Source organism: Schlegelella aquatica (genome assembly GCF_026013905.1).
In the GTDB taxonomy this organism is placed as follows: domain Bacteria; phylum Pseudomonadota; class Gammaproteobacteria; order Burkholderiales; family Burkholderiaceae_C; genus Caldimonas; species Caldimonas aquatica.
In genome coordinates, this window is record NZ_CP110257.1 from 814,657 (window position 1) to 840,067 (window position 25,411).

A 25,411-nucleotide genomic window follows, 5' to 3' on the forward strand; every position below is an offset into this window, starting at 1 on the left:
GGTACGGGAAGCCGCAGCTGCGGCGGTCGAAACAGCATCGCGCGGATTCTGCCCGAGCCACCCCTTGCGCAGACTGATGCAAGCGAAACAGGCTGCACGCGCGCGGTCCAGGCCGAGCGTATTTCACGGGCCGCCGGTGCGGGCCGTGCAGGACCGCCGCACCGTGTTCAGGCGGTTCTCAACCAATGCCCGGGCCGCAGCCCATCCGGCCCGGGGAGTCCTGCGGCTTTCAGAGGTCGAACTTCACGCCTTGCGCCAGCGGCAACGAGCCCGAGTAGTTGACGGTGTTGGTCGCCCGGCGCATGTAGGCCTTCCAGCAGTCGGAGCCGGACTCGCGGCCGCCGCCCGTCTCCTTCTCGCCGCCGAAGGCCCCGCCGATCTCGGCGCCGGAGGTGCCGATGTTCACGTTGGCGATGCCGCAATCCGAGCCCCGGGCGGACAGGAACGTCTCCGCCTCGCGCAGGTCGTTGGTGAAGATCGCCGACGACAGGCCCTGCGGCACGTCGTTGTGCAGCGCCAGCGCCTCGTCGAACCCGCGGTAGCGCAGCACGTACAGGATGGGCGCGAACGTCTCGTGGCGCACCACGTCCGTCTGCGCGGGCATCTCGACGAGGGCCGGGCGCACGTACCACGCCTCGGGAAAGCGCTCGGCCAGCACCCGCTCGCCGCCCTCCACCCGGCCGCCGTCGCGCCGCGCCTGCTCGAGCGCCGACTGCATCGCATCGAAGGCGGCGCGGTCGATGAGCGGGCCGACCAGCGTACCCGCTTCGAGCGGATGGCCGATGCGCAGGCTGGCGTACGCGCGGCGCAGCCGCTCGAGCAGCGGCGCGGCGACCTCCTCGTGCACGATGAGGCGGCGTGCCGTCGTGCAGCGCTGCCCGGCCGTGCCCACGGCGGCGAACAGGATGGCCCGCACGGCCAGCTCCAGGTCGGCCGAGGGCGTCACGACGATCGCGTTGTTGCCGCCCAGCTCGAGGATGCAGCGGCCGAAGCGCTGGGCCACCCGCGGCGCCACCGCACGGCCCATGCGCGTGCTGCCGGTCGCCGAGACGAGCGGCACGCGCGGGTGGTCCGCCAGCAGCTCGCCCAGGTGGGCATCGCCGATCAGCAGCTGAGACAGCTGCGCCCACTGCGGCTCGCCGCAGCGCTCGCAGGCCCGCTCGAAAAGCCGCTGCGTCGCCAGGGCTGCGAGCGGCGCCTTCTCCGAGGGCTTCCACACCACGGCGTCGCCGCACACGAAGGCGAGCGCCGCGTTCCACGACCACACGGCCACCGGGAAGTTGAACGCGCTGATGACGCCGACGACGCCCAGCGGGTGCCAGGTTTCCATCATCCGGTGGCCCGGGCGCTCGCTCGCGATGGTCAGTCCGTGCAACTGGCGCGAGAGCCCCACCGCGAAGTCGCAGATGTCGATCATCTCCTGCACTTCGCCGGCCCCCTCGCTGGCGATCTTGCCGACCTCCAGCGAGACCAGGTGGCCCAGCGCCTCCTTGTGCCGGCGCAGCTCCTCGCCGAACAGGCGCACCAGCTCGCCGCGCCGCGGAGCGGGCACCTCGCGCCACTGCAAGAAGGCCTGGTGTGCGGCCTCGATGCGCTCGCGCGCCTGCGCTTGGCTGTGCACGGCCACGCGCCCGAGGACGGCGCCGTCGATCGGGGAGCGGCTCTCCAGCGGGCCGTCCTGCCAGTCCTGGGCGGGCACACCCAGCCGATCCATCAGGGTTGCGATGTTCATCGTGAGGCTCCTCAACTGATCGACTCCACATGCCGCAGCTGCTGATACGCCTGCCCGAAACGGTTGGCGAGGAAGTCGTCGAGCTCGATCTGCTCCTGCCGGATGAAACCGCGCGCCGGCAGCTTGCCCTGGCGGAACAGATCGACCGCAGCGCACACGCCGGCGGCCGTCGTGATCTGGATGGCACTGAGCGAGCGCTCGCCGTTGCGTTCGGCGAAGATCTTACGCGCGAACACCTCCTGCACCAGCGCCCCGTGCTTGAGCCCGCTGACCGTCACGAAGACGAGCACCACGTCCTGCATCGTGGTGGGCACCGAGCGGCGCAGGATCTGCTTGAGCGTCTCCTGATCGTGGCGCAGCTCCAGCTCCTCCAGCAAGATCTTCATCAGGGCGCAGTGGCCCGGGTAGCGCACCGACTTGTAGTCGAGCGAGCGCACCCGGCCGGCCAGCGTCTCGCACAGCGTGCCCAGGCCGCCCGAGGTGTTGAAGGCCTCGTACTCCACGCCGTCGAGCGCGAAGTGCTCCAGGCCTTCGAGCGGCAGCAGCTCGGTGCGCTCGCCGTCGCGGATGGCCTCGCACGGGTGGCAGTACTCGTTGATGAGCCCGTCCACGCTCCAGGTCAGGTTGTACTTGAGCGAGTTGGTGGGGAAGGCCGGCAGCGCCCCCACGCGCATCTTGACGTCGTGCACCTCGTCGAAGCCGCGCGTGAGGTGATGCGCGACGATGCCGATGAAGCCCGGCGCCAGACCGCACTGCGGCATGAAGGCCACCGGCGCGCCTTGCGCCAGCGCCTTGATCGCCCGCGTGGCCGCCACGTCCTCGGTAAGGTCGAAGTAGTGGCAGCCCGCTTCGCGCGCCTGCGTGGCCACGCGGATCGCGCAGTGGTAGGGCAACGCGTTGATCACCGCGTCGTGGCCTCGGAGCACCGCAGCGAGGGCGAGGTCGTTCTCGGTGTCCGCCTGGCGCACTTCCACCGCGCGCGCGTCGAGCCGGCGAAGGGCCGCTTCGCTGCGGTCGATCACGGTCACCTGGTAGTCGCCCGCGCCGCTCAAGAGCCGGGCGATGGTCTGCCCGATGTGCCCTGCGCCCAGCAATGCGATCTTCATGTCGTCCTCCTAGGTGTGTTCAGGCCAGTCTAGGAAGAGCGCCTGACGATTCATAGCGCGAGTTCGACGTAAGGGCGAGCTTTCTCGTCATAATGACGACAACGATCGTCACTTTGTCTCGAACTGGTGAAAACCCTGGACGACCTCGACCGCGCGCTGATCTCGCTGCTGCAGGTCAATGCCCGCGAGAGCACGGCCAACCTCGCGCGCAAGCTCGGAGTGGCCCGCACGACGGTGCTCGCGCGCCTGGCGCGGCTGGAGCAGCACCAGGTGATCGCCGGCTACACCGTGCGTCTGGCCCAGGACGTGGAGGGGCGCTCCATCCAGGCCTACGTGGGCATCACCGTGCAGCCGCGCTCCGGCAAGGACGTGGCCCGGCGCCTGGCGCGCATGCCGGAGGTGCAGTTGCTGTGCACGGTGAGTGGCGAGTTCGACTACGTGGCCTGGCTGCGCGCCGACACGCCCGAGCGGCTCGACGCGCTGCTCGACGAGATCGGCGAGGTCGAGGGGGTGATCAAGACGACCACCTCCATCGTGCTGGCCAAGCGTATCGACCGCGTGGCGCGTTGAGCGGCGGCGCCGGGCCGGCGCGGCGGTCGCGGGCCTGCGCCTTCAGCGCCTCTAGACCACACCGCGCGACCGCAGCTCGCGCAGCCGCTGCTCGTCCAGCCCCAGCACGCGCTGCAGCACCTCGTCGGTGTGCTCGCCGAGGTCCGGCGGCGCGCTGTGGGCCACCGGGGGCGTCTCGGCGAGGCGCAGCGGGCTCGCCACGCCGCCGATGTGGCCGAAGCGCGGGTGCGGCAGGTCCACCCGCAACCCGCGCGCGCGCACCTGCTCGTCGTCGAAGGCCTGGGCGATGTCGTTGATCGGGCCGCAGGGCACGGCGCGGTCTTCGAGCAGTTGCACCCACTGCCGGGTGGTGCGCTCGCGCGTCAGCTCCGCGATCATCGGCACCAGCAGCTCGCGGTGGCGCACCCGCGAGGTGTTGGTGGCGAAGCGCTCGTCCTTCGCCCACTGCGGCACGCCGGCCGCCTCGCAGAACCGCGCGAACTGCCCGTCGTTGCCGATGGCCAGCAGCATCGCGCCGTCGGCGGTCGGGAAGTCCTGGTACGGCACGATGCTCGGGTGGCTGTTGCCTTGGCGTTGCGGCGCGCGGCCGGTGTTGAGAAAGGCCGAGGCCTGGTTGGCGAGCATCGCCATGCCCACGTCCAGCAGCGCCATGTCGATGTGCTGCCCGCGACCGGTGCGGTGGCGCACCTCCAGCGCGGCCAGGATCGCGGTGGCGGCATACACCCCGGTGAAGAGGTCGGTGATCGCCACCCCCACCCGCATCGGCCCGCCCCCGGGCTCGTGGTCGGGCCGGCCGGTGATGCTCATCATGCCGCTGGCCGCCTGCACCAGCAGGTCGTAGCCGGCGCGCGGGGCGTAGGGGCCCGTCTGGCCGAAGCCGGTGATCGAGCAGTAGACGAGCCGCGGGTTCAGTTCGCGCAGCGACTCGTAATCGAGCCCGTAGCGTTTCAGGCCGCCGACCTTGAAGTTCTCGATCAGCACGTCGCTGCGCAGCGCCAGTTCGCGCACCAGGGCTTGGCCCTCGGGCTGGGCGATGTCGATGGTGACCGAGCGCTTGTTGCGATTGGCGCAGGTGTAGTAGGTGGCCGCCTCGGTGTCGCGCCCCTCGGCGTCCTGGAGGAAAGGCGGCCCCCAGTGCCGCGTGTCGTCGCCTTCGCCGGGCTTCTCGACCTTGATGACCTCGGCGCCCAGGTCGGCGAGGATCTGGCCGCACCAGGGCCCGGCCAGCACGCGCGAGAGGTCGAGCACGCGCAGGTGGCCGAGCGCGGCGGCCGGGGCGGGGGCGCGGGAGGAGGTGCCGGTCATCGTGCGCTCACGCACTGAACGCCTGGATCCCCGTCTGCGCGCGGCCCAGGATCAGCGCGTGGATGTCGTGCGTGCCCTCGTAGGTGTTGACCACCTCCAGGTTCACGACGTGTCGGATCACGCCGTACTCGTCGCTGATGCCGTTGCCGCCGTGCATGTCGCGCGCCGTGCGGGCGATGTCCAGCGCCTTGCCGCAGGAGTTGCGCTTCATGATCGAGGTGATCTCGGGCGCGGCCGTGCCTTCGTCCTTCATGCGGCCCAGCCGCAGGCAGCCTTGCAGGCCGAGCGTGATCTCGGTTTGCATGTCGGCCAGCTTCTTCTGGATCAGCTGGTTGGCCGCCAGCGGCCGGCCGAACTGCTTGCGCTCGAGCACGTAGTTGCGCGCGGCGTGCCAGCAGAACTCGGCGGCGCCCAAGGCGCCCCAGGCGATGCCGTAGCGGGCGCTGTTGAGACAGGTGAAGGGGCCTTTGAGGCCCTCGACGTTCGGCAGCTCGTTGTCGGCCGGCACGAACACGTCGTCCATCACGATCTCGCCGGTGATGGACGTGCGCAGACCCACCTTGCCGTGGATGGCGGGGGCCGACAGGCCCTTCATGCCCTTTTCGAGAATGTAGCCGCGGATGCGGCCCTCGTCGTTCTTGGCCCAGACGACGAACACGTCGGCGATCGGGCTGTTGGTGATCCACATCTTGCTGCCCGAGAGCCGGAAGCCGCCCTCGGTCTTGCGCGCGCGCGTCTCCATGCTGCCCGGGTCGGAGCCGTGGTTCGGCTCGGTCAGGCCGAAGCAGCCGATCCACTCCCCGCTGGCGAGCTTGGGCAGGTACTTGCGGCGCTGCGCCTCGGAGCCGAATTCGTAGATCGGCACCATCACGAGCGAGGACTGCACGCTCATCATCGACCGGTATCCGGAGTCGACCCGTTCGATCTCACGCGCGATGAGGCCGTAGCTCACGTAGTTGAGGCCGGCGCCGCCGTATTCGGCGGGAATGGTCGGGCCCAGCAGGCCCAACTCGCCCATCTCGCGGAAGATGGCGGGGTCCGTCTTCTCGTGCCGGAAGGCTTCCAGCACGCGGGGCATCAGCTTGTCCTGGCAATAGGCGCGGGCGGCGTCGCGCACCATGCGCTCGTCTTCGGTCAGTTGCTGGTCCAGCAGCAGCGGGTCGTCCCACTGGAAGCTGGCTTTCGGGGCCTGGGCCATGACGGTCTCCTCGAGTGTCGGGGGCAATGGCGTCATCGTAGGCGCCACCGAGCGCCGGGGCAAACGAGTTTTTCGCAGCACGGTGTGCAAGAATGGAACTCCGTGCGTCGCCCGTCCGGCAAGTGCGCGGGCGAACGACTGCGAGTTCCGCACAATGAGACGCAAGATCCCCAGCACCCAGGCCCTGGTGTGCTTCGAGGCCGCGGCCCGCCACGAGAGCTTCACCAAGGCGGCGGAGGAACTCGCCCTCACGCAAAGCGCGGTGTGCCGGCAGATCGGCTCGCTGGAGGAGTACCTCGGCGTGCCGCTGTTCCGTCGCACGCGGCGGGGGGTGGTGCTCACCGAGGCCGGTGCGGCCTACGCCCGTCGCATCGCCCCCCGGCTGGAGGCGGTCGAGCGCGACACCCTGGCTCTCATGGCCCACCCCGGGGCGGCGGGCACCTTGGACCTGGCGGTGGTGCCCACGTTCGCCACCCGCTGGCTGGTGCCGCGCCTGCCGCGGCTGGCGGCCCGCCATCCCGAGCTCGTCCTCAACCTCGAGACGCGCACCCGCCCGTTCCTCTTCGCCGAGACCGAGTTCGACGCGGCCCTCTACGCCGGCACGCCCGCGCAACTGGCCAACTGGCCGGGGGTGGAGGCGGTGCCCTTGCTGCGGGAGGATCTGGCGCCGGTATGCAGCCCGGCGCTGCTGGGCGGTCGGCGCTCGCTCGGCGCGCACGAGCTGGCCGCCTTGCCGCTGCTGCAGCAAAGCACCCGGCCGCACGCCTGGGGCCAGTGGTTCGAGGCGCAGGGGGTGCACCACCCCGGCGCGAGCGCCGGCCCGCGCTACGAGCTCTTCTCGATGCTTGCGATGGCGGCGGCCCACGGCATGGGGGTGGCGCTGATCCCGCCGCTGCTCATCGAGGCGGAACTCGCGCGCGGCGAACTGGTCATTGCCTGCGAGCCCGCCCAGCCTGGCGAGCGCTGGTACTACCTGGTGCTGCCGGAGCGCAAGGTGGGCGACCCGCTCCTGGGCCGTCTGCGCGAATGGATCATGGACGAGGCGGCGCTCCAGGAGCCACCGGGCGGCCCCACGGTGCCCGGGCCACGGGCGAGAGGGGCACCCCCCGGCCCGGCGGCCCCACGCCCGGCCGCCCGGCGCGACAATCGAGCCTGAACCCCGATGTCTGTCATGAGCAAGGCCTTCACCAAGGAATCCGACGCCGGCGAGGACGACGACCTGGAGCCGGCGCCGGTGCCGCAAGGCACCAAGAACTACATCACGCCGCAGGGCTACCGCCGGCTGCGCGAGGAGTTGATGCACCTGATCGACGTCGAGCGCCCGAAGGTGGTCGAGGTCGTCTCGTGGGCCGCCTCCAACGGCGACCGGTCCGAGAACGGGGACTACCTCTACGGCAAGAAGCGTCTGCGCGAGATCGACCGGCGCATCCGCTTCCTCACCAAACGCCTGGACATCGCCGAAGTGGCCGACCCTTCGCTGCACCACGGCAGCGACCAGATCTTCTTCGGCGCGACGGTCACCTACGCGACGGCCAAGGGCGAGGAGCGCACCATCACGATCAAAGGGATCGACGAGGCCGACGCGCTCAAGGGCGAAGTGAGCTGGATCTCGCCGATCGCGCGCGCGCTGCTCAAGGCGCGCGAAGGCGATGAGGTGCAGCTGGTCACGCCGGGCGGGGTCGAGAAGATCGAGGTGCTGGAGGTGCGCTACCCGGCGCCCGGCGAGGCCTGATCCGGGCCATGGCCGCGGCGCCCGGCGCCGGCCGATCGCAGACGCCGAACGGTTCACCGCCGTGTCGGCCGGCCGGCTCTCACTGAGGCTTGACGCGCGCCACCCGGAGCACCAGCGGCGAGCGCTTGAGCGTGCGCAGCACCTGGGCCAGGTGCACACGGTCGCGCACCGCCAGCAGCATGCGGATCTCCATCGTCGCGTGGCCCGGTTCGTGGCCCATGTCGATGTGGGTGATGTCGGCCTCGGCCTCGCTCACCGCCTGCGCGATCTTGGCCAGCACGCCTTTGCCGCTTTGCACCAGCAGCGAGACGGCCGTCTCGAACGGCCGCTGCATCTCCTCGGCCCACTCGACCGCGATCCAGCGCTCGCTGTCGCGCTGGAACAGCCGCTTGCCGACATGGCAGTCGGTCGTGTGCACGACCAGGCCCTCGCCGCGGCCCAGGTAACCGGTGATCGAGTCGCCCGGTATCGGCCGGCAGCAGGTGGCCATCTGCACCGTCGCGCCTTCGGTGCCGTCCAGCGTCACCAGAGTTTGCGCGGGGGTGCTGTCGTCGTGCAGGTAACGGCTCATCGACAGCGTCAGCGCATCGGGCCGGGCCCCGGCTTCGGCCATCAGCTTGGCCAGCCGCTTGGCCACGATGGTGGCGATCTTCTTGCCCAGGCCGATGTCGATCATCAGCTCGCGGCGCGAGCGGTTGCCGCTCCAGCGCACCAGCGCCTGCCACAACGGCGCCGCCTCGCCCTGCGTCTCGTCGCCCGGCGGCAGGTGCAGCCCTTCGGCGCGCATGGCCTGGGCCAGGAGTTTTTCGCCCAGCTCGAGCGATTCCTCCTGCTTCATGTTCTTGAGGTAGTGCCGGATCTTCGAGCGGGCACGCCCGGTGCGCACGAAGTTGAGCCACGCCGGGTTGGGGCGCGAGACCGGGGCGGTGATGATCTCCACCACGTCGCCGCTGCGCAGCTCGGTGCGCAAGGCCACCTGCTCGCCGTTCACCTTGGCGGCCACCGTGTGGTCGCCGATGTCCGAGTGGATCGCGTAGGCGAAGTCCACCGGCGTGGCCCCCCGCGGCAGCGCGAGGATCTTGGACTTGGGCGTGAAGACGTACACCGCGTCGGGGAAGAGGTCGATCTTCACGTGCTCCAGGAACTCGGCCGCATCGCGCGTCTCGTCCTGGATGTCGATGAGCGACTGCAACGAGACCATCCCCACGCGCTGCGCCTCGGTCAGGCCCTGGCCGGCGTTGTCCGCTTTGTACAGCCAGTGCGCGGCGATGCCCTTTTCGGCCACCATGTGCATCGGCTCGGTGCGGATCTGGAACTCCACCGGCGTGCCCAACGGGCTCACCAGCGTGGTGTGCAGCGACTGGTAGCCATTGGCCTTGGGGATGGCGATGTAGTCCTTGAAGCGGCCCGGCATCGGCTTGTAGAGCTGGTGCAGCACGCCCAGGGCCAAATAGCACTCCGGCAGCGTCGAGACGACGATGCGAAAGCCGAAGATGTCATTCACCTGCGCGAAGCTCAGGTGCTTCTCGCGCATCTTGCGGTAGATGGAGTAGAGCGTCTTCTCGCGGCTGTGGATCTGCACCAGGATCGAGGCCTCCTTGAAGGCCCGTTCCACGTCGTGGCGGATGCGCTCGACGATGTCGCGACGGTGACCGCGCGCCTTCTGCACCGCCTTGGTCAGCGCCGCGAACCGCCACGGCAGCAGGTACTTGAACGACAGTTCCTGCAACTCGCGGTACACCTGGTTCAAGCCCAGGCGGTGGGCGATCGGCGCGTAGATGTCGAGCGTCTCGCGGGCGATGCGGGTGCGCTTGTCCGCCGGCATCGACTCCATCGTGCGCATGTTGTGCAGCCGGTCGGCCAGCTTGATCAGCACGACCCGCACGTCGCGCGCCATCGCCAGCAGCATCTTGCGGAAGGACTCCGCCTGCGACTCCTCGCGTGTGGAGAACTGCAGCTTGTCCAGCTTGGTCAGCCCGTCCACCAGTTCGGCGGTGGAGGCGCCGAATCGCTCGATCAACTCCACCTTGGTGGTGCCGGTGTCCTCCATCACATCGTGCATCAGCGCGGCCATGATCGCCTGCGCGTCGAGCTTCCACTCGGCGCACAGGCCGGCCACCGCGATGGGGTGGGTGATGTAGGGCTCGCCGCTGGCGCGGAACTGGCCCAGGTGGGCCGCGTCGGCGTACTTGTAGGCGTCGCGGATGCGCTTGATGTCGGCCGGGTCGAGGTAGTCGAGCCGGTGGACCAGGGCGGCGAACGACGCCGCAGCCGCGTCCTCGTGCGCGCCGTGGGCCTCAGCCGGCGGTGCGACGGCACGTGGTTTCTTGGTGACGGAGGCGGCGCGAGCGACCATGCAAAGAATGTAGCGCGGATTTCGCCGGGCGGCTGCCGCCCCCGGGAGAGGGCTGCCGCCCGACCCGGATTCGTCTCACCCGCGTGTGCGGCAAGACGCCCTGCGCCCGTCCCACCGTGGGCCGGTCCCGCCCGCTGCGGCCAGAGCCGCAGCCGGGACGCCCCGGCGGGTGCCGCACCCTGGAGCCGGCCGCCTTGCCGAGCGGCCGCCGCAAGCGGCTGGGCCCGGCCGGTGGGCGCCCCTTTCCGGCCCAGCGCCGCGAGGCGCTCTTCGGGGGCGGGAGTCAGGTGGCGCTCAGGTCGGCACCTTGCGCAGCATCTCGAGCCCGACCTCGCCGGCGGCCACCTCGCGCAGGGCCGTCACGGCGGGCTTGTTCTTGCTTTCGAGCTTGGGCGCGTGGCCCTGGCTCAGCATGCGGGCCCGGTAGGTGGCGGCCAGCACGAGCTGGAACCGGTTGGGGATCTTCTGCAGGCAGTCTTCGACGGTGATGCGAGCCATAGCGATTCTCCAGACGCCGACGCGGGACGCCTCAGAACATGGAAACAGGGGTCACGGCGACGGGCTCACTCGATCCCGAGCGCTTCGCTCACTCGATCCCGAGTGCTTCAAACACGGCCTTCTTCGTCCGACGCTGGGCAGCGTATTTGAGCCGCTGCGCGTGAACGATCGCTTTGAGATCGAAAAGCGCCGTCTCGAAAAGGGCATTGATTATAACGAAGTCGAAGTGCCGGGCCTGCGCCACCTCGACGCGGGCGTTGGCCATGCGGCGGTCGATGACGTCCTCGCCGTCCTCGCCGCGGCGCTTGAGCCGCTGCAGCAACTCGTCCCAACTGGGCGGCAGGATGAAGATCAGCACCGCATGGGGAAAGAGCTGCTTGATCTGCAGCGCCCCCTGCCAGTCGATCTCGAGCACGACGTCGTCGCCGGCGGCGATGCGCGCCTCGATCGCGGCGCGGGAGGTGCCGTAGAGGTTGCCGTGCACCTCGGCCCACTCGAAGAACTCGCCGCGGTCGACCATTTGCCGAAACTCGGCTTCGCTGACGAACCAGTACTCCCGGCCGTTCTGCTCCTGCCCGCGCGGGGCTCGCGTGGTGTGCGAGATCGACACGGCGAGGTGGGAGTCGAGCTCGAGCAGGGCCTTGACCAGGCTGGACTTGCCGGCACCGCTCGGCGCCGCGACGACGAAGAGATTGCCAGGGTATTCCACGGGGGCGGCCTCGGGAGTCATTCGATGTTCTGCACCTGCTCGCGCATCTGCTCGATCAGGACCTTCATCTCGACCGAGATCTGCGTGAGCTCGAGGGCCGAGGACTTCGACCCGAGCGTGTTGGCCTCGCGGTGCAGTTCCTGGATCAGGAAGTCCAGCCGCTTGCCGATCTCGCCCCCTGCGCGCAGCAGGCGCTCGATCTCGTCCAGGTGCGCCTCGAGCCGGCCGAGCTCCTCGGCCACGTCGATGCGCAGGGCGTAGGCGGCGGCTTCGTTGAGGGCGCGCTCCTGCAGGGCCTCGGCGCTCACCGACTGCGCGGCGCCGGCGGCCTCCAGGGCCTGTCGCCAGCGTTCGAGGAAGCGCTGCTGCTGGCGCTCGACCACCTGCGGCACCAGGGGTTCCGCCTGCTTGGCCAGCTGCCGCAGCCGCTCGATGCGCTCGAGCAGGATGCCCACCAGCCGCTCGCCCTCGCGGGCGCGGGCCTCGCGCAAGGCGTCCAGCGCCTGGCGCGTCGCCTGCAGGGCCAGCTCGTCCAGCCGCTCGGCGCCTGCGGTGCCCCGGCACCATTGCAGCACTTCGTGCACGCTCAGCGAAGCCGCCTGCGGCAGCCAGGATTGCACGGTGGCCTGCGCGCCGGCCAGGCGGTTGAGCTGATCCGGCTGGGGGTGGGGCAGGCCGCTGTCGGCCTCGCGCGCGGCGTTCAGGCGCAGCTCCACCTTGCCGCGGCGCAGCGCACCCGTGAGCAGCTCGCGCAGCGCCGGCTCGACGGCGCGCAACTCGTCGGGCATGCGGAAGGCCAGGTCCAGAAAGCGGCTGTTGACCGAGCGCAGTTCGACGGTGACCGCGGCGGTGCCGGCCGCACGGATTTGGCCGTCTTCCCCAGGGGTTCCCGGCGGGTGCGAGGTGGCGCTCGCGTAGCCGGTCATGCTGTAAACTGCCATGACGCTTATCGCATTGCAAAATTCGATTATGTCAAAGCCCAAACCAGCCCCGTTGCCGCCCGGCACCGTGGTCGGGGGTTACCAGATCATCAAGAAGCTGGCGGCCGGGGGCTTTGGCGTGGTCTATCTGGCCGAGGACCAGGACAAGCGCCTGGTGGCCCTCAAGGAATACCTGCCGGCCTCGCTGGCCGAGCGCAATCCGGGCGAGCTCGCCCCGCGCGTCAAGCCGGAAAAGCAGCCTCTTTATCGCCTGGGCCTCAAGAGCTTCTTCGAAGAGGGGCGCTCGCTCGCACAGATCTCGCACCCGAGCGTCGTGTCGGTGCTCAACTTCTTCCGCGAGAACGAGACCGTCTACATGGTGATGAACTACCTGCAAGGCGACACGCTGCAGGACTTCATCGTGACGGCGCGCGAGCTCAAGCGCGAGAAGGTGTTCCGCGAGTCGACCATCCGCTCGCTGTTCGACGAGATCCTGCGGGGTCTGCGCATCGTGCACCAGCACAAGATGCTGCACCTGGACATCAAGCCGGCCAACATCTTCATCACCAACGACAACAAGGCGGTGCTGCTGGACTTCGGCGCGGCGCGCGAGGTGCTCTCCAAGGAGGGCAACTTCATCCGCCCGATGTACACGCCGGGCTTTGCTGCGCCCGAGATGTACCGCCGCGACGGCACGCTGGGCCCCTGGACGGACATCTATGCCATCGGGGCGTGCATCTACGCCTGCATGCAGGGGTACCCGCCCAACGACGCGCCTCAGCGCCTCGAGAAGGACCGGCTGACCTTGTCGCTCTCGCGCTTGCGCAACATCTACTCGGACAACCTCATCGAGGTGACGGAATGGTGCATGGCGCTGGACCCGCTGTCGCGCCCGCAAAGCGTGTTCGCGCTGCAAAAGGAGCTCGCGCGGGAGACGGAGCGGCGTTACACCAAGCTCACCTTCAGCGAGCGGCTCAAGCTGCAGCTCGAGAACCTGAAGGGCGGTAAGGCCGCTTGACCGTGGACAGGAGCGGCTCCATGAGGTTCTCGGTCTACCAGGTCAGCCGCAAGGGTGGCCGCGAGAAGAACGAAGACCGCATGGGCTATTGCTACACGCGGGACGCGGGGCTGTTCGCGCTGGCCGACGGCATGGGCGGCCATCCGCAGGGCGAGGTGGCCTCGCAGCTGGCGCTGCAGACGATGGCGGCGCTGTTCCAGCGCGACGCCAAGCCCACGCTGAAGGACCCGTTGCGCTTCCTGCACGACGCGATCATTGCCGGGCACCATCAACTGCTGCGCTACGCGACCGAAAAGGCGCTGATCGACACCCCGCGCACGACGGTCGTCGCCTGCGTGCTCCAGAACGGAGCGGCCTACTGGGCCCACTGCGGCGACTCGCGGCTTTACCTGGTCCGCGGCGACAAGCTCATTGCGCGCACGCGCGATCACTCCTACTCCGAGTTGCAGGAGACGCTGGCGGGGGTGGTGCCGATGGGCGAGCGCTTCAATCGCAACGTGCTGTTCACCTGCCTGGGCAGCCCCGGCAAGCCGGTGGTGGACACGGTCGGGCCGATGGTGCTGCACCAGGGCGACCGCATCCTGCTGTGCTCCGACGGGCTGTGGAGCAGCGTGCCCGATGTCGAGATCGTCGAGCAACTGGCGGTCCGCCCGGTGTCGGACGCGGTGCCGGAACTCGTCGAGCGGGCCTTGCGGCGGGCAGGCGGCAAGAGCGACAACGTCACCGTCCTCGCGGTCGAGTGGGAGTCCTCGGAGGACTTCGAGCCGACCCGGGCCATCTCGACCCAGACGCTGGCCGAGGACGTGTTCGCCTCGACCATCCAGGCCGGGGTCGGCGGTCAGGAGCCGGACGACCTCGACGAAGCCGAGATCGAGCGCTCGATCCGCGAGATCAACGAGGCGATACGGCGGTCCTCGCAGAAGAAGAGCTGACGAGGGGCTCAGGGCGCCCACCCGGGCGGCGTCGCCGGCCTCGCGTCTTGCTCGCGGCATGCTCCGCCGAAGCGGCCGGTTCGGCCCGTGCGGCCGGCGCACGGCGCCTCGGGCGGGCTCGAAGGCGCCCTGGCCCCCTCGCATCCCCGCACGCTGCATGGCGGTTGCGGTCGGGGCGACAATAGCGGGTTCCCCCACAGGTTGCTTCCATGCCATACGAACGTACTGCGGGGCGCGCGCAGGATGCGCTGCGCCCGGTGAGGATCACGCGCCACTACACCAAACACGCCGAGGGCTCGGTGCTGGTGGAGTTCGGCGACACGAAGGTGCTGTGCACCGCCTCCGTGGAGGAGAAGGTGCCGCCGCACAAGAAGGGCAGTGGCGAAGGCTGGGTCACGGCCGAGTACGGGATGCTGCCGCGCTCGACGCACACGCGCAGCGACCGCGAGGCGGCCCGCGGCAAGCAAAGCGGACGCACCCAGGAGATCCAGCGGCTCATCGGCCGCTCGATGCGGGCCGTGTTCGATCTCGCGGCGCTGGGCGAGCGCACGATCCACCTGGACTGCGACGTGCTCCAGGCCGACGGAGGCACCCGCACGGCGAGCATCACCGGCGCGTTCGTCGCGGCCCACGATGCGGTCACCTGGCTGATGCAGCGCGGCGCGATCGCGCGCTCGCCCATCCGTGATTTCGTTGCGGCGATCTCGGTCGGGGTGGTGCAGGGCACGCCGCTGCTCGACCTCGAGTACGTCGAGGACGTGGCATGCGACACCGACATGAACGTCGTGATGACGGGGGCGGGCGGTTTCGTCGAGGTGCAGGGCACGGCCGAGGGCGAGCCGTTCACCCGCGCGGAGCTGGACGTCCTGCTCACGCTTGCGGGCAAGGGCATCGGTGAGTTGATCGCGCTGCAGCGCCGCGCGCTCGGCGTGTGAGGGGGCTGCGATGCGCGTGGTGCTCGCCTCGAACAATGCGAAGAAGCTCGCCGAGTTGCAGGCGCTGTTCGCCCCGCTCGGCGTGGAGCTGGTGACCCAGGGCTCGCTCGGGGTGCCGGAAGCCGCGGAGCCGCACCCGACCTTCGTCGAGAACGCGCTCGAGAAGGCCCGCCATGCGTCCCGCCTGACGGGCTTGCCGGCGCTCGCCGACGACTCGGGGCTGAGCGTGGACGCGCTGGGCGGTGCGCCGGGCGTGCTCTCGGCGCGCTACGCCACGCTCTTCGGCGGGCCGCGCGACGACGGTGCGAACAACGAGGCGCTCCTGCGGCAGTTGCAGGCGGTCGAGGACCGCCGCGCGCGCTTCGTTTGCGTGCTCGCGGCCCTGCGACGGCCCGACGACCCGGAGCCGCTGATCGCGATGGGCCGCTGGGACGGCGAGGTGCTGCGCGGGCCCCGCGGGCAGGGCGGGTTCGGCTACGACCCGTTGATGTGGATCCCCGCCCTGGGGGCGAGCGTGGCCGAGCTCGACGCGGCGGTGAAGAACCGGCACAGCCATCGTGCGCAGGCGGCGCGCGAGCTGACGCGGCTGATGCGCGAGGTCTGGCTCGGTGGCCGCGGCTGACGGCGTGGGCCGCGGGCGGGTGGCAGAAAGGGGCAAGCCTTGAACACCGATGTCGTCGGCCGGTATCTGCGGCCGGGCACCCTGACGTTGGGGGCGATGCCGCCCTTGGCGCTGTATGTGCATCTGCCCTGGTGCCTGCGCAAGTGTCCCTACTGCGACTTCAACTCGCACGAGTGGCGCGAGGGCGGCAGCCTGCCACAGACGCAGTACCTGGACGCGCTGCGGGCGGACGTGGAGGCGGCCTTGCCGCTGGTGTGGGGCCGCAAGATCCACAGCATCTTCATCGGCGGGGGCACGCCCAGCCTGTTTTCGCCCGATGCCATCGACCGGCTGCTGGCCGACGTGCGGGCCTTGCTGCCGCTGGAGCCCGCCTGCGAGATCACGCTGGAGGCCAACCCGGGCACGTTCGAGCGCGACCGCTTCCGCGGGTTTCGAGAGGCGGGGGTGACGCGCCTGTCCATCGGGGTGCAGAGCTTCGACGACGCCAAGTTGCGGGCGCTGGGGCGGGTGCACGACCGGGCGCAAGCGATCGCGGCGGTGGAGGAGGCGTGCCAGTGCTTCGAGACCTTCAACCTGGACTTGATGTACGCGCTTCCCGGGCAGACGCTGGCCGAGTGCGAGGCGGATCTGCGGCAGGCGCTCGCGTTCCGGCCGCCGCACCTGTCGGTGTACCACCTGACGCTGGAGCCCAACACCTACTTCGCGAAGTTCCCGCCCGCGGTCCCGGACGAGGATCTGGCCAGCGAGATGCTCGACCGCATCGTCGAGCGCACGGGCGAGGCCGGGCTGGTGCGCTACGAGGTGTCGGCCTATGCGCGGCCCGGGCACGCGTGCGCGCACAACCTGAACTATTGGCGCTTCGGTGACTACCTGGGCATCGGCGCCGGCGCGCACAGCAAGCTCAGCTTCCCGCACCGGGTGGTGCGGCAGGTGCGTTTCCGTGAGCCCGCGCGGTACATGCAGGCCGCGCTGGCGGGCCAGGCGGTCGCGCAGGATGAAGAAGTGCGGCGCGAGGACCTGCCGTTCGAGTTCATGCTCAACGCGCTGCGCCTGCGCGAGGGCTTCGAGCTGGCGCGGTTCAGCGAGCGCACGGGGCTGCCGGTCACGGTCATCGCCCGTGCGCTGGAGGAGGCCGAGCGCCGAGGGCTGATCGAGCGCGACCTGCAGCGCGTGTGGCCCACCGACCGCGGCTTCGACTTCCTCAGCGACTTGCAGGCGTTGTTCTTGCCCGGATGAAGGGGGCCGGGCCTTCCTCCCGCGGGGCGGGAGGACGTACCGGCGGTGTCCCCCATGGCAGAACTGACAGGGGCGGGGTCGCCCTGTATCCTGCGCGGGCCGTGTTCATGGCAGCATGGGCTGCCCCAGCCGCATCCGCCCGGCGGACCGTTCGCACGGCCCCGGTGTCGCAGGGCGGTTCTTCACCACAGGGAATCGCAGCGTGAGTTCCGAGCTTTCGTCGCCCACTCCCTATCCTGGCGTGTCGCCCCGGCGGGTGCTGGTGGTCGATGACGACCGGGTGCAGCAACTGCTGCTCACCGCCCACCTGGAAGCGTGCGGCTGCGAGGTGGACGTGGCCGACGACGGCGAGGAGGCGTTGCAGTTGTGGCGCGAACGCCGGCACCGGCTCGTGATCACCGACTGCCGCATGCCGGGGATGGACGGCTATGCGCTGGCACGGGCCTTGCGCGCCGAGGCCGGCGCGTCGCAGGTGCGGCTGGTGGGGACGAGCGCCGACGTGGACGACGCGCCGCGGGCCTTGGAGGCCGGGATGGAGCGGCTGATCGCCAAGCCGGTCGGGCGCGACGAACTCCTGGGGCTGTGCCGCCAGGCGTTCGGCCCGGCGTGAGCGCGGCCGCTCTCGTCGGGGCGCCCGGGCGGCTCTTGCTCAGACGCGGTTCAGGCTGAGGCCGGCGGTGGCGCGCAGCCGCTCCAGCAGGGCGGGCGCGATGCGTTGCAGCGGCAGGACTTCGTCGGCCGCCCCGCAGTTGATGGCCTCGCGCGGCATGCCGAAGACGACGCAGGTCGCTTCGTCCTGCACGTAGTTGTAGCTGCCGGCGTCGCGCATTTCCTTCATCGCGCGAGCGCCGTCGGCGCCCATGCCGGTCAGCATGATGCCGATGGCGTTGGGGCCGACCACGCGCGCGGCCGAGCGGAACAGCACTTCCACCGAAGGTTTGTGGCGGTTGACCGGTTCGCCGTCTTGCACGCGGGCGATGTAGTTGGCACCGCTGCGGTCGACGCTCAGGTGCAGGCCGCCCGGCGCGATGTAGGCGTGGCCGGGCAGGATGCGCTCGCCGTCCTGCGCTTCCTTGACCGCGATGCGGCACAGCCCGTCGAGCCGGGCGGCATAGCTGCGGGTGAAGCCGGGCGGCATGTGCTGTGTGATGACCACCGCCGGCGAGTCGGCGGGCAACTGCATCAGCACCTCCTTGGTGGCCTCGGTTCCGCCGGTGGAAGCGCCGATGAAGATGAGCTTCTCGGTCGACAGGCGGCCCAAGGCGCCCGCCCGCACGGGGACGGTGCCCGGTGCAGCGGGGGCGGCGGCCGGCGACGCCGCCGGGGCCGCCGTGGCGGGCAGCTTGCGCACCTGCGCGCGCGCGGCGATGCGGATCTTGTCGGTGATCTCGTGCTCGAGGTGTTGCAGACCGTTGGCCACGCCGATCTTCGGCTTGGCGACGAAGTCGATCGCGCCCAGCTCCAGCGCCCGCAGGGTGACTTCGGCGCCGCGCTCGGTCAGCGTGGAGACCATGACCACCGGCATCGGGCGCAGGCGCATCAGCTTCTCGAGGAAGTCGAGGCCGTCCATGCGGGGCATCTCGACGTCGAGCGTGATGACATCGGGATCGAGGTTGCGGATCAACTCCCGGGCTGCGTACGGGTCCGCCGCGACGCCGACGCACTCCATGTCCGGCTGGCGGTTGATGATTTCCTTGAGCAGGCTGCGCACCAGAGCGGAGTCGTCGACCACCACGGTACGGATCTTGGACATCGTGGATTCCTCGGAACCTCAGAACAAATCGATCGAGCCCGCACCGCTGGCAGGCGGCAGCAGCCTCTGGCTGGCCGCCCGCTCCTGCGCGATGAGAGCTTCGGGGTTGGAAGGAGCGAGGCGCTTGACCATGGCCTTGCCACTGGCCGGGAAGAAGCAGACCTTGCGGGGGAAGACGTCGAGCACGTCCTTGGAGACGACCGGGATGTGCTCCGTCTTGAGGTAGTGCAAGACGAACTCGGTGTTGCGCTGGCCGACGTTGAGCACGTTCATGCCGGAGATGACCTGGCCGCCGCCGAAGACCTTGGCTTCGAGCGTCGAGCGCGACGCGCCCCGCTTGAGCAACTCGTTGATCAGCAGCTCCATCGCGTAGGAGCCATAGCGCCCGCCGTCCTGCGCCCCGCCGGAGTCGGGCAGCATGAAGTGGTTCATTCCGCCGATGCGGGCGTGGCGGTCCCACAGACAGGCGGCGATGCACGAGCCGAGCGTGGTCATGATGAGGATGTCCTCGTCATGCACGAAGTACTCGCCCGGAAGCACCTTGACGGCGTCGTTCTTGAAGTGCGCGTCGTAGAAGAAGAACGAGGCCTCGCCGGGCTTGCGGGGCTGAGCCTTGAGCCGCTCCAGCCGGCTGGTACTGGGCGCGCCGGCGGTGCCGCTCATGCCGCCGAGGGGGAAAGAGGGTGCGGTCAGGGTCATGATCGCGATATCGGCAGGGCCGGTTCTGGCCTTGAGCGGCTCACACCCGCAGATAGACCGTCTTGCCGCGCAGCTGGAACAGGTCGCGCGAATCGGTGAAGTTCTCCGAATGACCGACGAACAGGAGGCCGCCCGGCTTCATCACCTGGTGGATGCGTTGCAGCACGCGCCGCTGCGTGGGCGCGTCGAAGTAGATCATGACGTTGCGGCAGAACACGATGTCGAACGGCTCGCCCAGCGACCAGTGCGTGCTCATCAGGTTGAAGGGTCGGAACTCCACGAGCCGGGCCACCTCGGGTTTGACGCGGATGAAGCCGGCGTTGCGCCCGGTGCCGCGCAGGAAGTGGCGCTTGAGCAGGTCACGCGAGAGGCCTCGCGCGTCCTCGGCGTACACGCCGCGGCTGGCGGTGGCGAGCACCCGGGTGTCGATGTCGCTGGCGAGGATGCGCACCGGCGCGCCCGGGCCGAGGGTGTCGCACACCGTCATCGCGAGCGAGTAGGGCTCCTCGCCGGTCGAGGCCGCGTTGCACCAGAGGCGCAACGGCCGCGCGGTGCCCCGGCGGCGCAGTTCCTCGGCCAGCAGGCGGAAATGGTGCTCTTCTCGGAAGAAGGCCGTCAGGTTGGTCGTCAGGGCGTTGACGAACTCCTCCCACTCCGCCTCTGCCTGGGGGCCGGTGGCGCGCTCCAGCCATTGCAGGTACTCGGCGAAGGAACGGTGCCCCGTCTCGCGCAGGCGCCTCGAGAGGCGGCTGTACACCATGGCCTGCTTGCCCGCATGCAGGCTGATGCCGGCACGCTGGTAGATCAACTGCCGCACGCGCTCGAAGTCATGCTTGTCGAAGCTGAACTCGCGCGTGAGGTCGGCGAGCGGATCGGCCACGGGAGGGGGCGGGAGCACGGCGCTCATGGAGGCTTTCGTCGAATCGCGGCAAGGCAGGGCCTGTCAGGGGCCTCATGCCCTTTATCGGCCGCGCGCGCGGCAACTTGAGCCGGGCGAGGGGCCGCCCGCGACTTCGTGGGCGGCCGCGGTGGGCGTCCCGCGGGAGGGCCGCTGGGACGAGGGGCCGTCCTCAGCGGGGGCCGAGCCGCTTGCGCTCGAGCAGGTGCCAGTTGAGGCGCAGCATGTAGTTCTGCCAGCCGTTCTCGCCCACGGTGCGCCCGGCGCTCAGGCCGACCCCGAGCCGGCCGGGCACCAGCCAGAGCTCGCTGCCCACGGTCTGGACGGTGCGGGCCCCTTCGGCCGTGCGCATCTCGCCAGCGAGCTGCAGGCGCTCGCCCCAGCGCCACTGCAGCGCGGCGTTGACGAGCGCGCCCGTCTCGCCCGTGGTGGCATCCAGGCGCGGGCCGGCATTCACGCGCAACTGCAGGTCGGCCGGCAGGGCGATGGACGCCAGGCCGAGCAGACTGGTGACCCGGGGCTGCCAGCCGAGCTGGGTCATGTGCGTTGCGAACGAGGAGATCTTGAGGCCCCAGCGCACCGGCCCGAAGGTCCAGTCCGGTGCCGACCACTTGGCGGAAGCGCCGATGCCCCATGTGTCGGGCGGCGGGGCCGCGATGCCGCGGGGCAGGGCCGCGCGGCCGGCGCCGGCGTCCGGCCGGGGCGCGATCGCAGCGAGGTTGTGGCCCTCCAGACTGCCGGGTTGGGTCGCGCTGCAGGCTGGCGCCCTCACCGCGGCCCGGGCGCCTCGGCTGTGTTCATACCAGCCCTCGATCTGGCAGCCTCCGGGGGCGATCTGCACCGGGCTTTCCGTCACGAGGGGGGCGGGCGCCTGCGCGTGGGCCAGCCCGGCCGCGCCCACCGTCAGGGCGCCGGCGAGCAAATGCCGGGCGCAGTCGGTGCAGGAAGGGGGACGGGCGCGGGACATGCCGGAATTGAACCGTCCGGCCGTCGGCGCCCGCAAGTGAAGAAAGCACGCCCCGGCGTGCCGAGTCGGCACCCGGGGCGGCGGTTCGTGCGATAAGTCCGGGTCGGGGCGTCAGTGCGCCAGCGCGTAGCCCTGGTCCTCGATGCGGAACGAACGCACCATCTGGGCCAGCCGCAGCGCCTGCTCCTTCAGGCTCTCGGCCGCGGCGGCCGACTCCTCGACCAGCGCGGCGTTCTGCTGCGTCATCTGGTCGAGCTGCACCACCGCGGCGTTGACCTGGCCGATGCCCTGGTTCTGCTCGGCCGCCGCGGCACTGATCTCGCCGATGATGTCGGTCACGCGCTGGACCGAGGCGACGATCTCGCTCATCGTGGAGCCGGCGTCTTGCACCAGCTTGGCCCCGGACTCGACCTTCTCGACGGAAGCACCGATCAGGGTTTTGATCTCCTTGGCGGCCTGGGCGCTGCGCTGGGCGAGGTTGCGCACCTCGCCGGCGACCACCGCGAAGCCCCGGCCCTGCTCGCCGGCGCGCGCGGCTTCGACCGCGGCGTTCAAGGCCAGGATGTTGGTCTGGAAGGCGATGCCGTCGATGACGCCGATGATGTCGGCGATCTTCTTGGAGGCGGCGTTGATCTCGTCCATGGTGGCGACGACCTGGGAGACGACCTGGCCGCCGCGGGTGGCGACTTCGCTGGCCGAGCAGGCGAGCTGGTTGGCTTGGGCGGCGGCGTCGGCGGACTGCTTGACGGTGCCGGTGAGCTGCTCCATGGAGGAGGCGGTCTGCTGCAGGTTGCTGGCCGCCTGCTCGGTGCGCGAGGACAGGTCCTGGTTGCCCGAGGCGATCTCGGTCGACGCCGTGGTGATGCTCTCGGTGGAGGACTGCACCTGGGACACGATCCGACGCAGCGAGGATTGCATCTCCTGCAGGGCGCGCAGCAGCTCGGCCGCCTCGTCCTTGCCCTGGGCTTCGACGCGCTGGGTGAGGTCGCCGTCGGCGATGGCCTGGGCAAGCTGCTTCGCCTGCGAGATCGGCTTGCAGATGCTGTGCATGTTGAGCAGCGTGAGCGGCACCACCACGAGGACGGCGATCGCCAAGGCCACCCCGAAGAGGGCGATCGTGCCTTGCACGGCCTGGGCGTTGCGCTCCTCGGCGGCACGCCCCTTCGCAGTGAGGGCCTGGTCGAGGCGCTTCAAGCGTTGCTCGGCCTCGTCGTAGGCGGCTACCGCCTTCGTCATCACCCGGTTGGCGACCGTGGCCGAGTCGTAGCCGCTGGCCATCAGCTGCGCCGCGACGGGCTGGAAGTGCTTGGCGTACTGTTCGAGGTGGCTGCGCATTTCCTGCAGCACCGCGCGGTTGGAAGCGTCCGAGGCGGCCATCTGGTCGATGCGCTTGACCAGCCTGTCGTAGCTCGCTTGCCAGGCTTCCTTGCCCCTCATGACGGCGGCGGAATCCTCGTAGTTGATGATCATGTCCTTCTCGTGGCGCCGCAGCAGGCCCATGTCCTCGCGCATCGAGGCCAGCGCTTCGCTCGTCGTGAAGGAATGCTCGATGAAGTCGCCGCTGAGCGACTGGATGCGATACATGCCGAAGAGGCCCGCGCCGCCGACCAGCGCGAGCAGCACGAGCACGACGGCGATCGCACCGATCATCCGCACGCGGATCGTGAAGCTGCGCATCAGGTTCATGAACTGCATGTTTGCTCCCTTCTCGATCACTCGGCCAGGCCCATGCCGGGGTCCGACATGAGCTTTTCGATGTCCAGCAGGATCAGCATGCGTTCGCCGATCTGCCCGAGCCCCAGGATGCAGTCGGAGTCCACCGCGCTGCTGATCTCCGGCGCCGGCCGGACCTGCTCGCTCGGGATCTCGAGCACGTCGCTCACCGCGTCCACGACGATGCCCATGACGCGGCCGCGCACGTGGAGCACGATGACGACCGTGAACGCGTTGTACTCGCACTGGGAGGTGCACAGACGCAGGCGCAGGTCCACGATCGGCACGATCACGCCGCGCAGGTTGACCACGCCCTTGACGTGCGCCGGCGCATTGGCGATGCGCGTGGGCGGCTCGTAGGACCTGATTTCCTGCACCTTCAGGATGTCGATGCCGTACTCCTCGCCTCCGATGCGGAAGGTGAGGTACTCACGCGGCTTCGCGGCTTGTTCGGGGATGTGTTCTTGAGCGCCCATGTTGCGTGATGAGTCGAATGGCGAATGGGTTGTCGGTGTCTGCTCTTGCATATCGGCAGTGACCCGGAGGACTTGAGCGCCCACGAGTCGCCCGACCGCGGCGGCGCCCCACCCCCCGAGGGGGTGTCGGCCCGGCTTCGGGCGGCCGGGCGCCGGGCGGTATGTTTGTGCCCCCGGGGCGTGCGCCCCACCCCCCGAGGGGGTGTCGGCCCGGCTTCGGGCGGCCGGGCGCCGGGCGGTATGTCTGTGCCCCCGGGGCTTGCGCCCCACCCCCCGAGGGGGTGTCGGCCCGGCTTCGGGCGGCCGGGCGCCGGGCGGTATGTCTGTGCCCCCGGGGCTTGCGCCCCACCCCCCGAGGGGGTGTCGGCCCGGCTTCGGGCGGCCGGGCGCCGGGCCTCAGGCTGCGGCGTAGGCGTCCAGCCGGAACTGCGCGACGAGCTGGGCCAGCCGCGCGGACTGCTCCTTGAGGCTCGTCGCCGCAGCGGCCGACTGCTCGACGAGGGCGGCGTTCTGCTGGGTCATCTCGTCGAGCTGCGCGACGGCCTGGTTGACCTGGCCGATCCCCGAGCTCTGCTCGCGCGCGGCGGCTGCGATGTCGGCGATCATGTCCGTCACCCGCTGCACCGCGGCCACGATCTCTTCCATCGTGGCACCGGCGTCGGACACCAGGCGCGAGCCGCCTTCGACCTTCTCGACCGAAGTGCCGATCAGCCCCTTGATCTCCTTGGCGGCCTCGGCCGAGCGCTGCGCGAGGGTGCGCACCTCGGCGGCGACCACCGCGAAGCCGCGCCCGTGTTCGCCGGCGCGCGCCGATTCCACGGCGGCGTTCAGGGCCAGGATGTTGGTCTGGAAGGCGATGCCGTCGATGACGCCGATGATGTCGGCGATCTTCTTGGAGGCGGCGTTGATCTCGTCCATGGTGGCGACGACCTGGGAGACGACCTCGCCGCCGCGCCGAGCGGCCTGTGTGGCGGTGGTGGCGAGGCTGCTGGCTTGCTGCGCGCTCTCGGCGCTGTGGTTGACGGTGCCGGTGAGCTGCTCCATCGAGGAGGCCGTCTGCTGCAAGTTGCTGGCGGCCTGTTCGGTGCGCGCCGAGAGGTCGTGGTTGCCGCTGGCGATCTCGGCGCTCGCCGTCGTGATGCTGTCCGTGGCTTCGCGCACCTGCGCGACCATGCCGCGCAGGGCCTCCTGCATGTCGGCCAGCGCCTGCTGGAGCTGCCCCGCTTCGCCGCCGGTGTTCACCGCGACGGTGCGCGAGAGGTCCCCAGCGGCAATGGTGCGTGCGTGCTCGACCACCTCGCGGATGGGGCGCGTGATGGAGCGGCTCAGCCACCAGCCGAAACCCCCGGCGAACGCGATGCTGGCCGCGATCAGCGCCACCGTGATCAGCGCGGCCCAGCGGGTGTCGCCTTGCGCCTGGGCCGCGCTGTCCTGGGCGCGCTGCTGCGCCAGCGCCTCGACGGCCGCGACGCTGGCGATGTAGGCTTGGCGTGCCTGCTCGAAATCGCCGGCGAGCAGGGCCTCCAGGGCCACATAGTCGCCCTGGTCGCGCATCTCGGTGATCTTCGGGCCGTACGCGACGATCACCTGCCGCGCCTCGCGCACCTTGGCGAGCCCCGCCTGAATGTCCGGGTCGCGGGCCACGGCCTCGATCCGCTTTTGCAGTTCGTCGATGCGCGCCGACGCGGCCTGGTAGTCACGCATCAGCTGGTCCGGGTAGTCGCCGGTGCCCAGCCGGGCATGCGTGGCCACTCGAAAGACGTTGAGCTCGATCAACCCCTTGAGCTCGCTGGTGAGCTGCATCAGCCGCCATTCCTGCTCGGAGAGGCGGCTCATCACCGAGGTGGTGTCGAACAGCTTCTTGACGCTGTAGCCGCTGACGGCCGCCATCAGCAGCATGAGCAGGCCGAGCGCAGCCGCGAGCCGGGCCGAGATGCGCGTGTGCGTAAGGCGGTGGAGAATGTTCATCGTGTCTCCTCTTCGTGCCGCAGGATGCGGCGTTCTCCATGCGAAGCTATCGGCGCGGCCGGCGGCAA

General features: G+C 70.1%; 24 protein-coding genes. 9 read left to right on the forward strand and 15 right to left on the reverse strand.

What is annotated here, in order from left to right; all coding sequences use genetic code 11:
• Positions 1 to 229 precede the first annotated feature (229 nt).
• On the reverse strand, positions 230 to 1,732 hold the full coding sequence (gene amaB, locus OMP39_RS03680; protein ID WP_264893454.1) for an L-piperidine-6-carboxylate dehydrogenase: 1,503 nt from the start codon (positions 1,730 to 1,732) through the stop codon (positions 230 to 232).
• A gap of 11 nt (positions 1,733 to 1,743) precedes the next feature.
• Positions 1,744 to 2,838 carry a saccharopine dehydrogenase family protein gene (locus OMP39_RS03685; RefSeq protein ID WP_264893455.1) on the reverse strand — a complete coding sequence of 365 codons (1,095 nt, stop codon included), beginning with the start codon at positions 2,836 to 2,838 and terminating at the stop codon, positions 1,744 to 1,746.
• Between the two features lie 123 nt (positions 2,839 to 2,961).
• Here OMP39_RS03685 and OMP39_RS03690 point away from each other — a divergent pair, with 123 nt between their 5' ends.
• Entirely contained in the window at positions 2,962 to 3,408 is a 447-nt protein-coding gene (locus tag OMP39_RS03690) for an Lrp/AsnC family transcriptional regulator (protein WP_264894424.1), read from the forward strand.
• Positions 3,409 to 3,459: 51 nt separating this feature from the next.
• On the opposite strand, the gene OMP39_RS03695 is transcribed toward OMP39_RS03690, so the two are convergent.
• Together OMP39_RS03695 and OMP39_RS03700 are read right to left on the reverse strand one after the other, a co-directional pair.
• Positions 3,460 to 4,713: a CaiB/BaiF CoA transferase family protein gene (locus OMP39_RS03695; RefSeq protein ID WP_264893456.1), complete on the reverse strand. Its 1,254-nt coding sequence runs from the start codon at positions 4,711 to 4,713 to the stop codon at positions 3,460 to 3,462.
• A gap of 7 nt (positions 4,714 to 4,720) precedes the next feature.
• Complete coding sequence (locus OMP39_RS03700) at positions 4,721 to 5,911, reverse strand: acyl-CoA dehydrogenase (protein ID WP_264894425.1); 1,191 nt, start codon at positions 5,909 to 5,911, stop codon at positions 4,721 to 4,723.
• Positions 5,912 to 6,065: 154 nt separating this feature from the next.
• Between OMP39_RS03700 and OMP39_RS03705 the strand changes: the two genes are divergently transcribed.
• Complete coding sequence (locus OMP39_RS03705; RefSeq protein WP_264893457.1) at positions 6,066 to 7,067, forward strand: LysR substrate-binding domain-containing protein; 1,002 nt, start codon at positions 6,066 to 6,068, stop codon at positions 7,065 to 7,067.
• 15 nt (positions 7,068 to 7,082) lie between these two features.
• Positions 7,083 to 7,643 (forward strand): transcription elongation factor GreB, encoded by a 561-nt coding sequence (greB, locus tag OMP39_RS03710; RefSeq protein ID WP_264893458.1) that lies wholly within the window; start codon positions 7,083 to 7,085, stop codon positions 7,641 to 7,643.
• A 79-nt stretch (positions 7,644 to 7,722) separates the two neighbouring features.
• On the opposite strand, the gene OMP39_RS03715 is transcribed toward greB, so the two are convergent.
• The 4 genes from OMP39_RS03715 to OMP39_RS03730 all read right to left on the reverse strand — a co-directional run bounded on the left by OMP39_RS03715 (position 7,723) and on the right by OMP39_RS03730 (position 12,147).
• A complete protein-coding gene (locus OMP39_RS03715) occupies positions 7,723 to 9,999 on the reverse strand; it encodes a RelA/SpoT family protein (protein WP_264893459.1) in 2,277 nt (758 codons plus the stop codon).
• A gap of 294 nt (positions 10,000 to 10,293) precedes the next feature.
• A complete protein-coding gene (gene rpoZ / locus OMP39_RS03720; RefSeq protein ID WP_264893460.1) occupies positions 10,294 to 10,497 on the reverse strand; it encodes a DNA-directed RNA polymerase subunit omega in 204 nt (67 codons plus the stop codon).
• An 88-nt stretch (positions 10,498 to 10,585) separates the two neighbouring features.
• Positions 10,586 to 11,206 carry a guanylate kinase gene (gmk, locus tag OMP39_RS03725; protein ID WP_264894427.1) on the reverse strand — a complete coding sequence of 207 codons (621 nt, stop codon included), beginning with the start codon at positions 11,204 to 11,206 and terminating at the stop codon, positions 10,586 to 10,588.
• A 17-nt stretch (positions 11,207 to 11,223) separates the two neighbouring features.
• A complete protein-coding gene (locus OMP39_RS03730) occupies positions 11,224 to 12,147 on the reverse strand; it encodes a YicC/YloC family endoribonuclease (RefSeq protein ID WP_264893461.1) in 924 nt (307 codons plus the stop codon).
• Between the two features lie 28 nt (positions 12,148 to 12,175).
• Here OMP39_RS03730 and OMP39_RS03735 point away from each other — a divergent pair, with 28 nt between their 5' ends.
• The 6 genes from OMP39_RS03735 to OMP39_RS03760 all read left to right on the forward strand — a co-directional run bounded on the left by OMP39_RS03735 (position 12,176) and on the right by OMP39_RS03760 (position 17,479).
• Positions 12,176 to 13,144 (forward strand): serine/threonine protein kinase, encoded by a 969-nt coding sequence (locus tag OMP39_RS03735; RefSeq protein ID WP_264893462.1) that lies wholly within the window; start codon positions 12,176 to 12,178, stop codon positions 13,142 to 13,144.
• 20 nt (positions 13,145 to 13,164) lie between these two features.
• Entirely contained in the window at positions 13,165 to 14,076 is a 912-nt protein-coding gene (locus OMP39_RS03740; RefSeq protein WP_264893463.1) for a PP2C family protein-serine/threonine phosphatase, read from the forward strand.
• A 209-nt stretch (positions 14,077 to 14,285) separates the two neighbouring features.
• Positions 14,286 to 15,011, forward strand: a complete 726-nt coding sequence (gene rph / locus OMP39_RS03745) for a ribonuclease PH (RefSeq protein ID WP_264893464.1) — start codon at positions 14,286 to 14,288, stop codon at positions 15,009 to 15,011.
• Between the two features lie 10 nt (positions 15,012 to 15,021).
• Entirely contained in the window at positions 15,022 to 15,633 is a 612-nt protein-coding gene (gene rdgB, locus OMP39_RS03750) for an RdgB/HAM1 family non-canonical purine NTP pyrophosphatase (protein ID WP_264893465.1), read from the forward strand.
• A gap of 96 nt (positions 15,634 to 15,729) precedes the next feature.
• Positions 15,730 to 16,869 (forward strand): radical SAM family heme chaperone HemW, encoded by a 1,140-nt coding sequence (hemW, locus tag OMP39_RS03755; RefSeq protein WP_264894428.1) that lies wholly within the window; start codon positions 15,730 to 15,732, stop codon positions 16,867 to 16,869.
• A gap of 202 nt (positions 16,870 to 17,071) precedes the next feature.
• The gene (locus OMP39_RS03760) at positions 17,072 to 17,479 is read left to right on the forward strand and encodes a response regulator (RefSeq protein ID WP_264893466.1); all 408 of its coding nucleotides are present in this window, start codon (positions 17,072 to 17,074) and stop codon (positions 17,477 to 17,479) included.
• 39 nt (positions 17,480 to 17,518) lie between these two features.
• Here the strand turns inward: OMP39_RS03760 and OMP39_RS03765 are convergent, their stop codons facing one another.
• The 7 genes from OMP39_RS03765 to OMP39_RS15355 form a co-directional block, all read right to left on the reverse strand.
• A complete protein-coding gene (locus OMP39_RS03765; RefSeq protein ID WP_264893467.1) occupies positions 17,519 to 18,622 on the reverse strand; it encodes a protein-glutamate methylesterase/protein-glutamine glutaminase in 1,104 nt (367 codons plus the stop codon).
• A gap of 18 nt (positions 18,623 to 18,640) precedes the next feature.
• Positions 18,641 to 19,321, reverse strand: a complete 681-nt coding sequence (gene cheD, locus OMP39_RS03770; protein WP_425340658.1) for a chemoreceptor glutamine deamidase CheD — start codon at positions 19,319 to 19,321, stop codon at positions 18,641 to 18,643.
• 40 nt (positions 19,322 to 19,361) lie between these two features.
• Entirely contained in the window at positions 19,362 to 20,228 is an 867-nt protein-coding gene (locus OMP39_RS03775) for a CheR family methyltransferase (RefSeq protein ID WP_264893468.1), read from the reverse strand.
• Positions 20,229 to 20,391: 163 nt separating this feature from the next.
• Positions 20,392 to 21,186, reverse strand: a complete 795-nt coding sequence (locus OMP39_RS03780) for a hypothetical protein (RefSeq protein WP_264893469.1) — start codon at positions 21,184 to 21,186, stop codon at positions 20,392 to 20,394.
• A gap of 111 nt (positions 21,187 to 21,297) precedes the next feature.
• Positions 21,298 to 22,881, reverse strand: coding sequence for a methyl-accepting chemotaxis protein (locus OMP39_RS15350; RefSeq protein ID WP_280925520.1), 1,584 nt, complete (start codon positions 22,879 to 22,881; stop codon positions 21,298 to 21,300).
• A 17-nt stretch (positions 22,882 to 22,898) separates the two neighbouring features.
• Complete coding sequence (locus OMP39_RS03795; RefSeq protein ID WP_264893470.1) at positions 22,899 to 23,375, reverse strand: chemotaxis protein CheW; 477 nt, start codon at positions 23,373 to 23,375, stop codon at positions 22,899 to 22,901.
• A gap of 396 nt (positions 23,376 to 23,771) precedes the next feature.
• Entirely contained in the window at positions 23,772 to 25,343 is a 1,572-nt protein-coding gene (locus OMP39_RS15355) for a methyl-accepting chemotaxis protein (protein WP_280925521.1), read from the reverse strand.
• Positions 25,344 to 25,411: the final 68 nt, after the last annotated feature.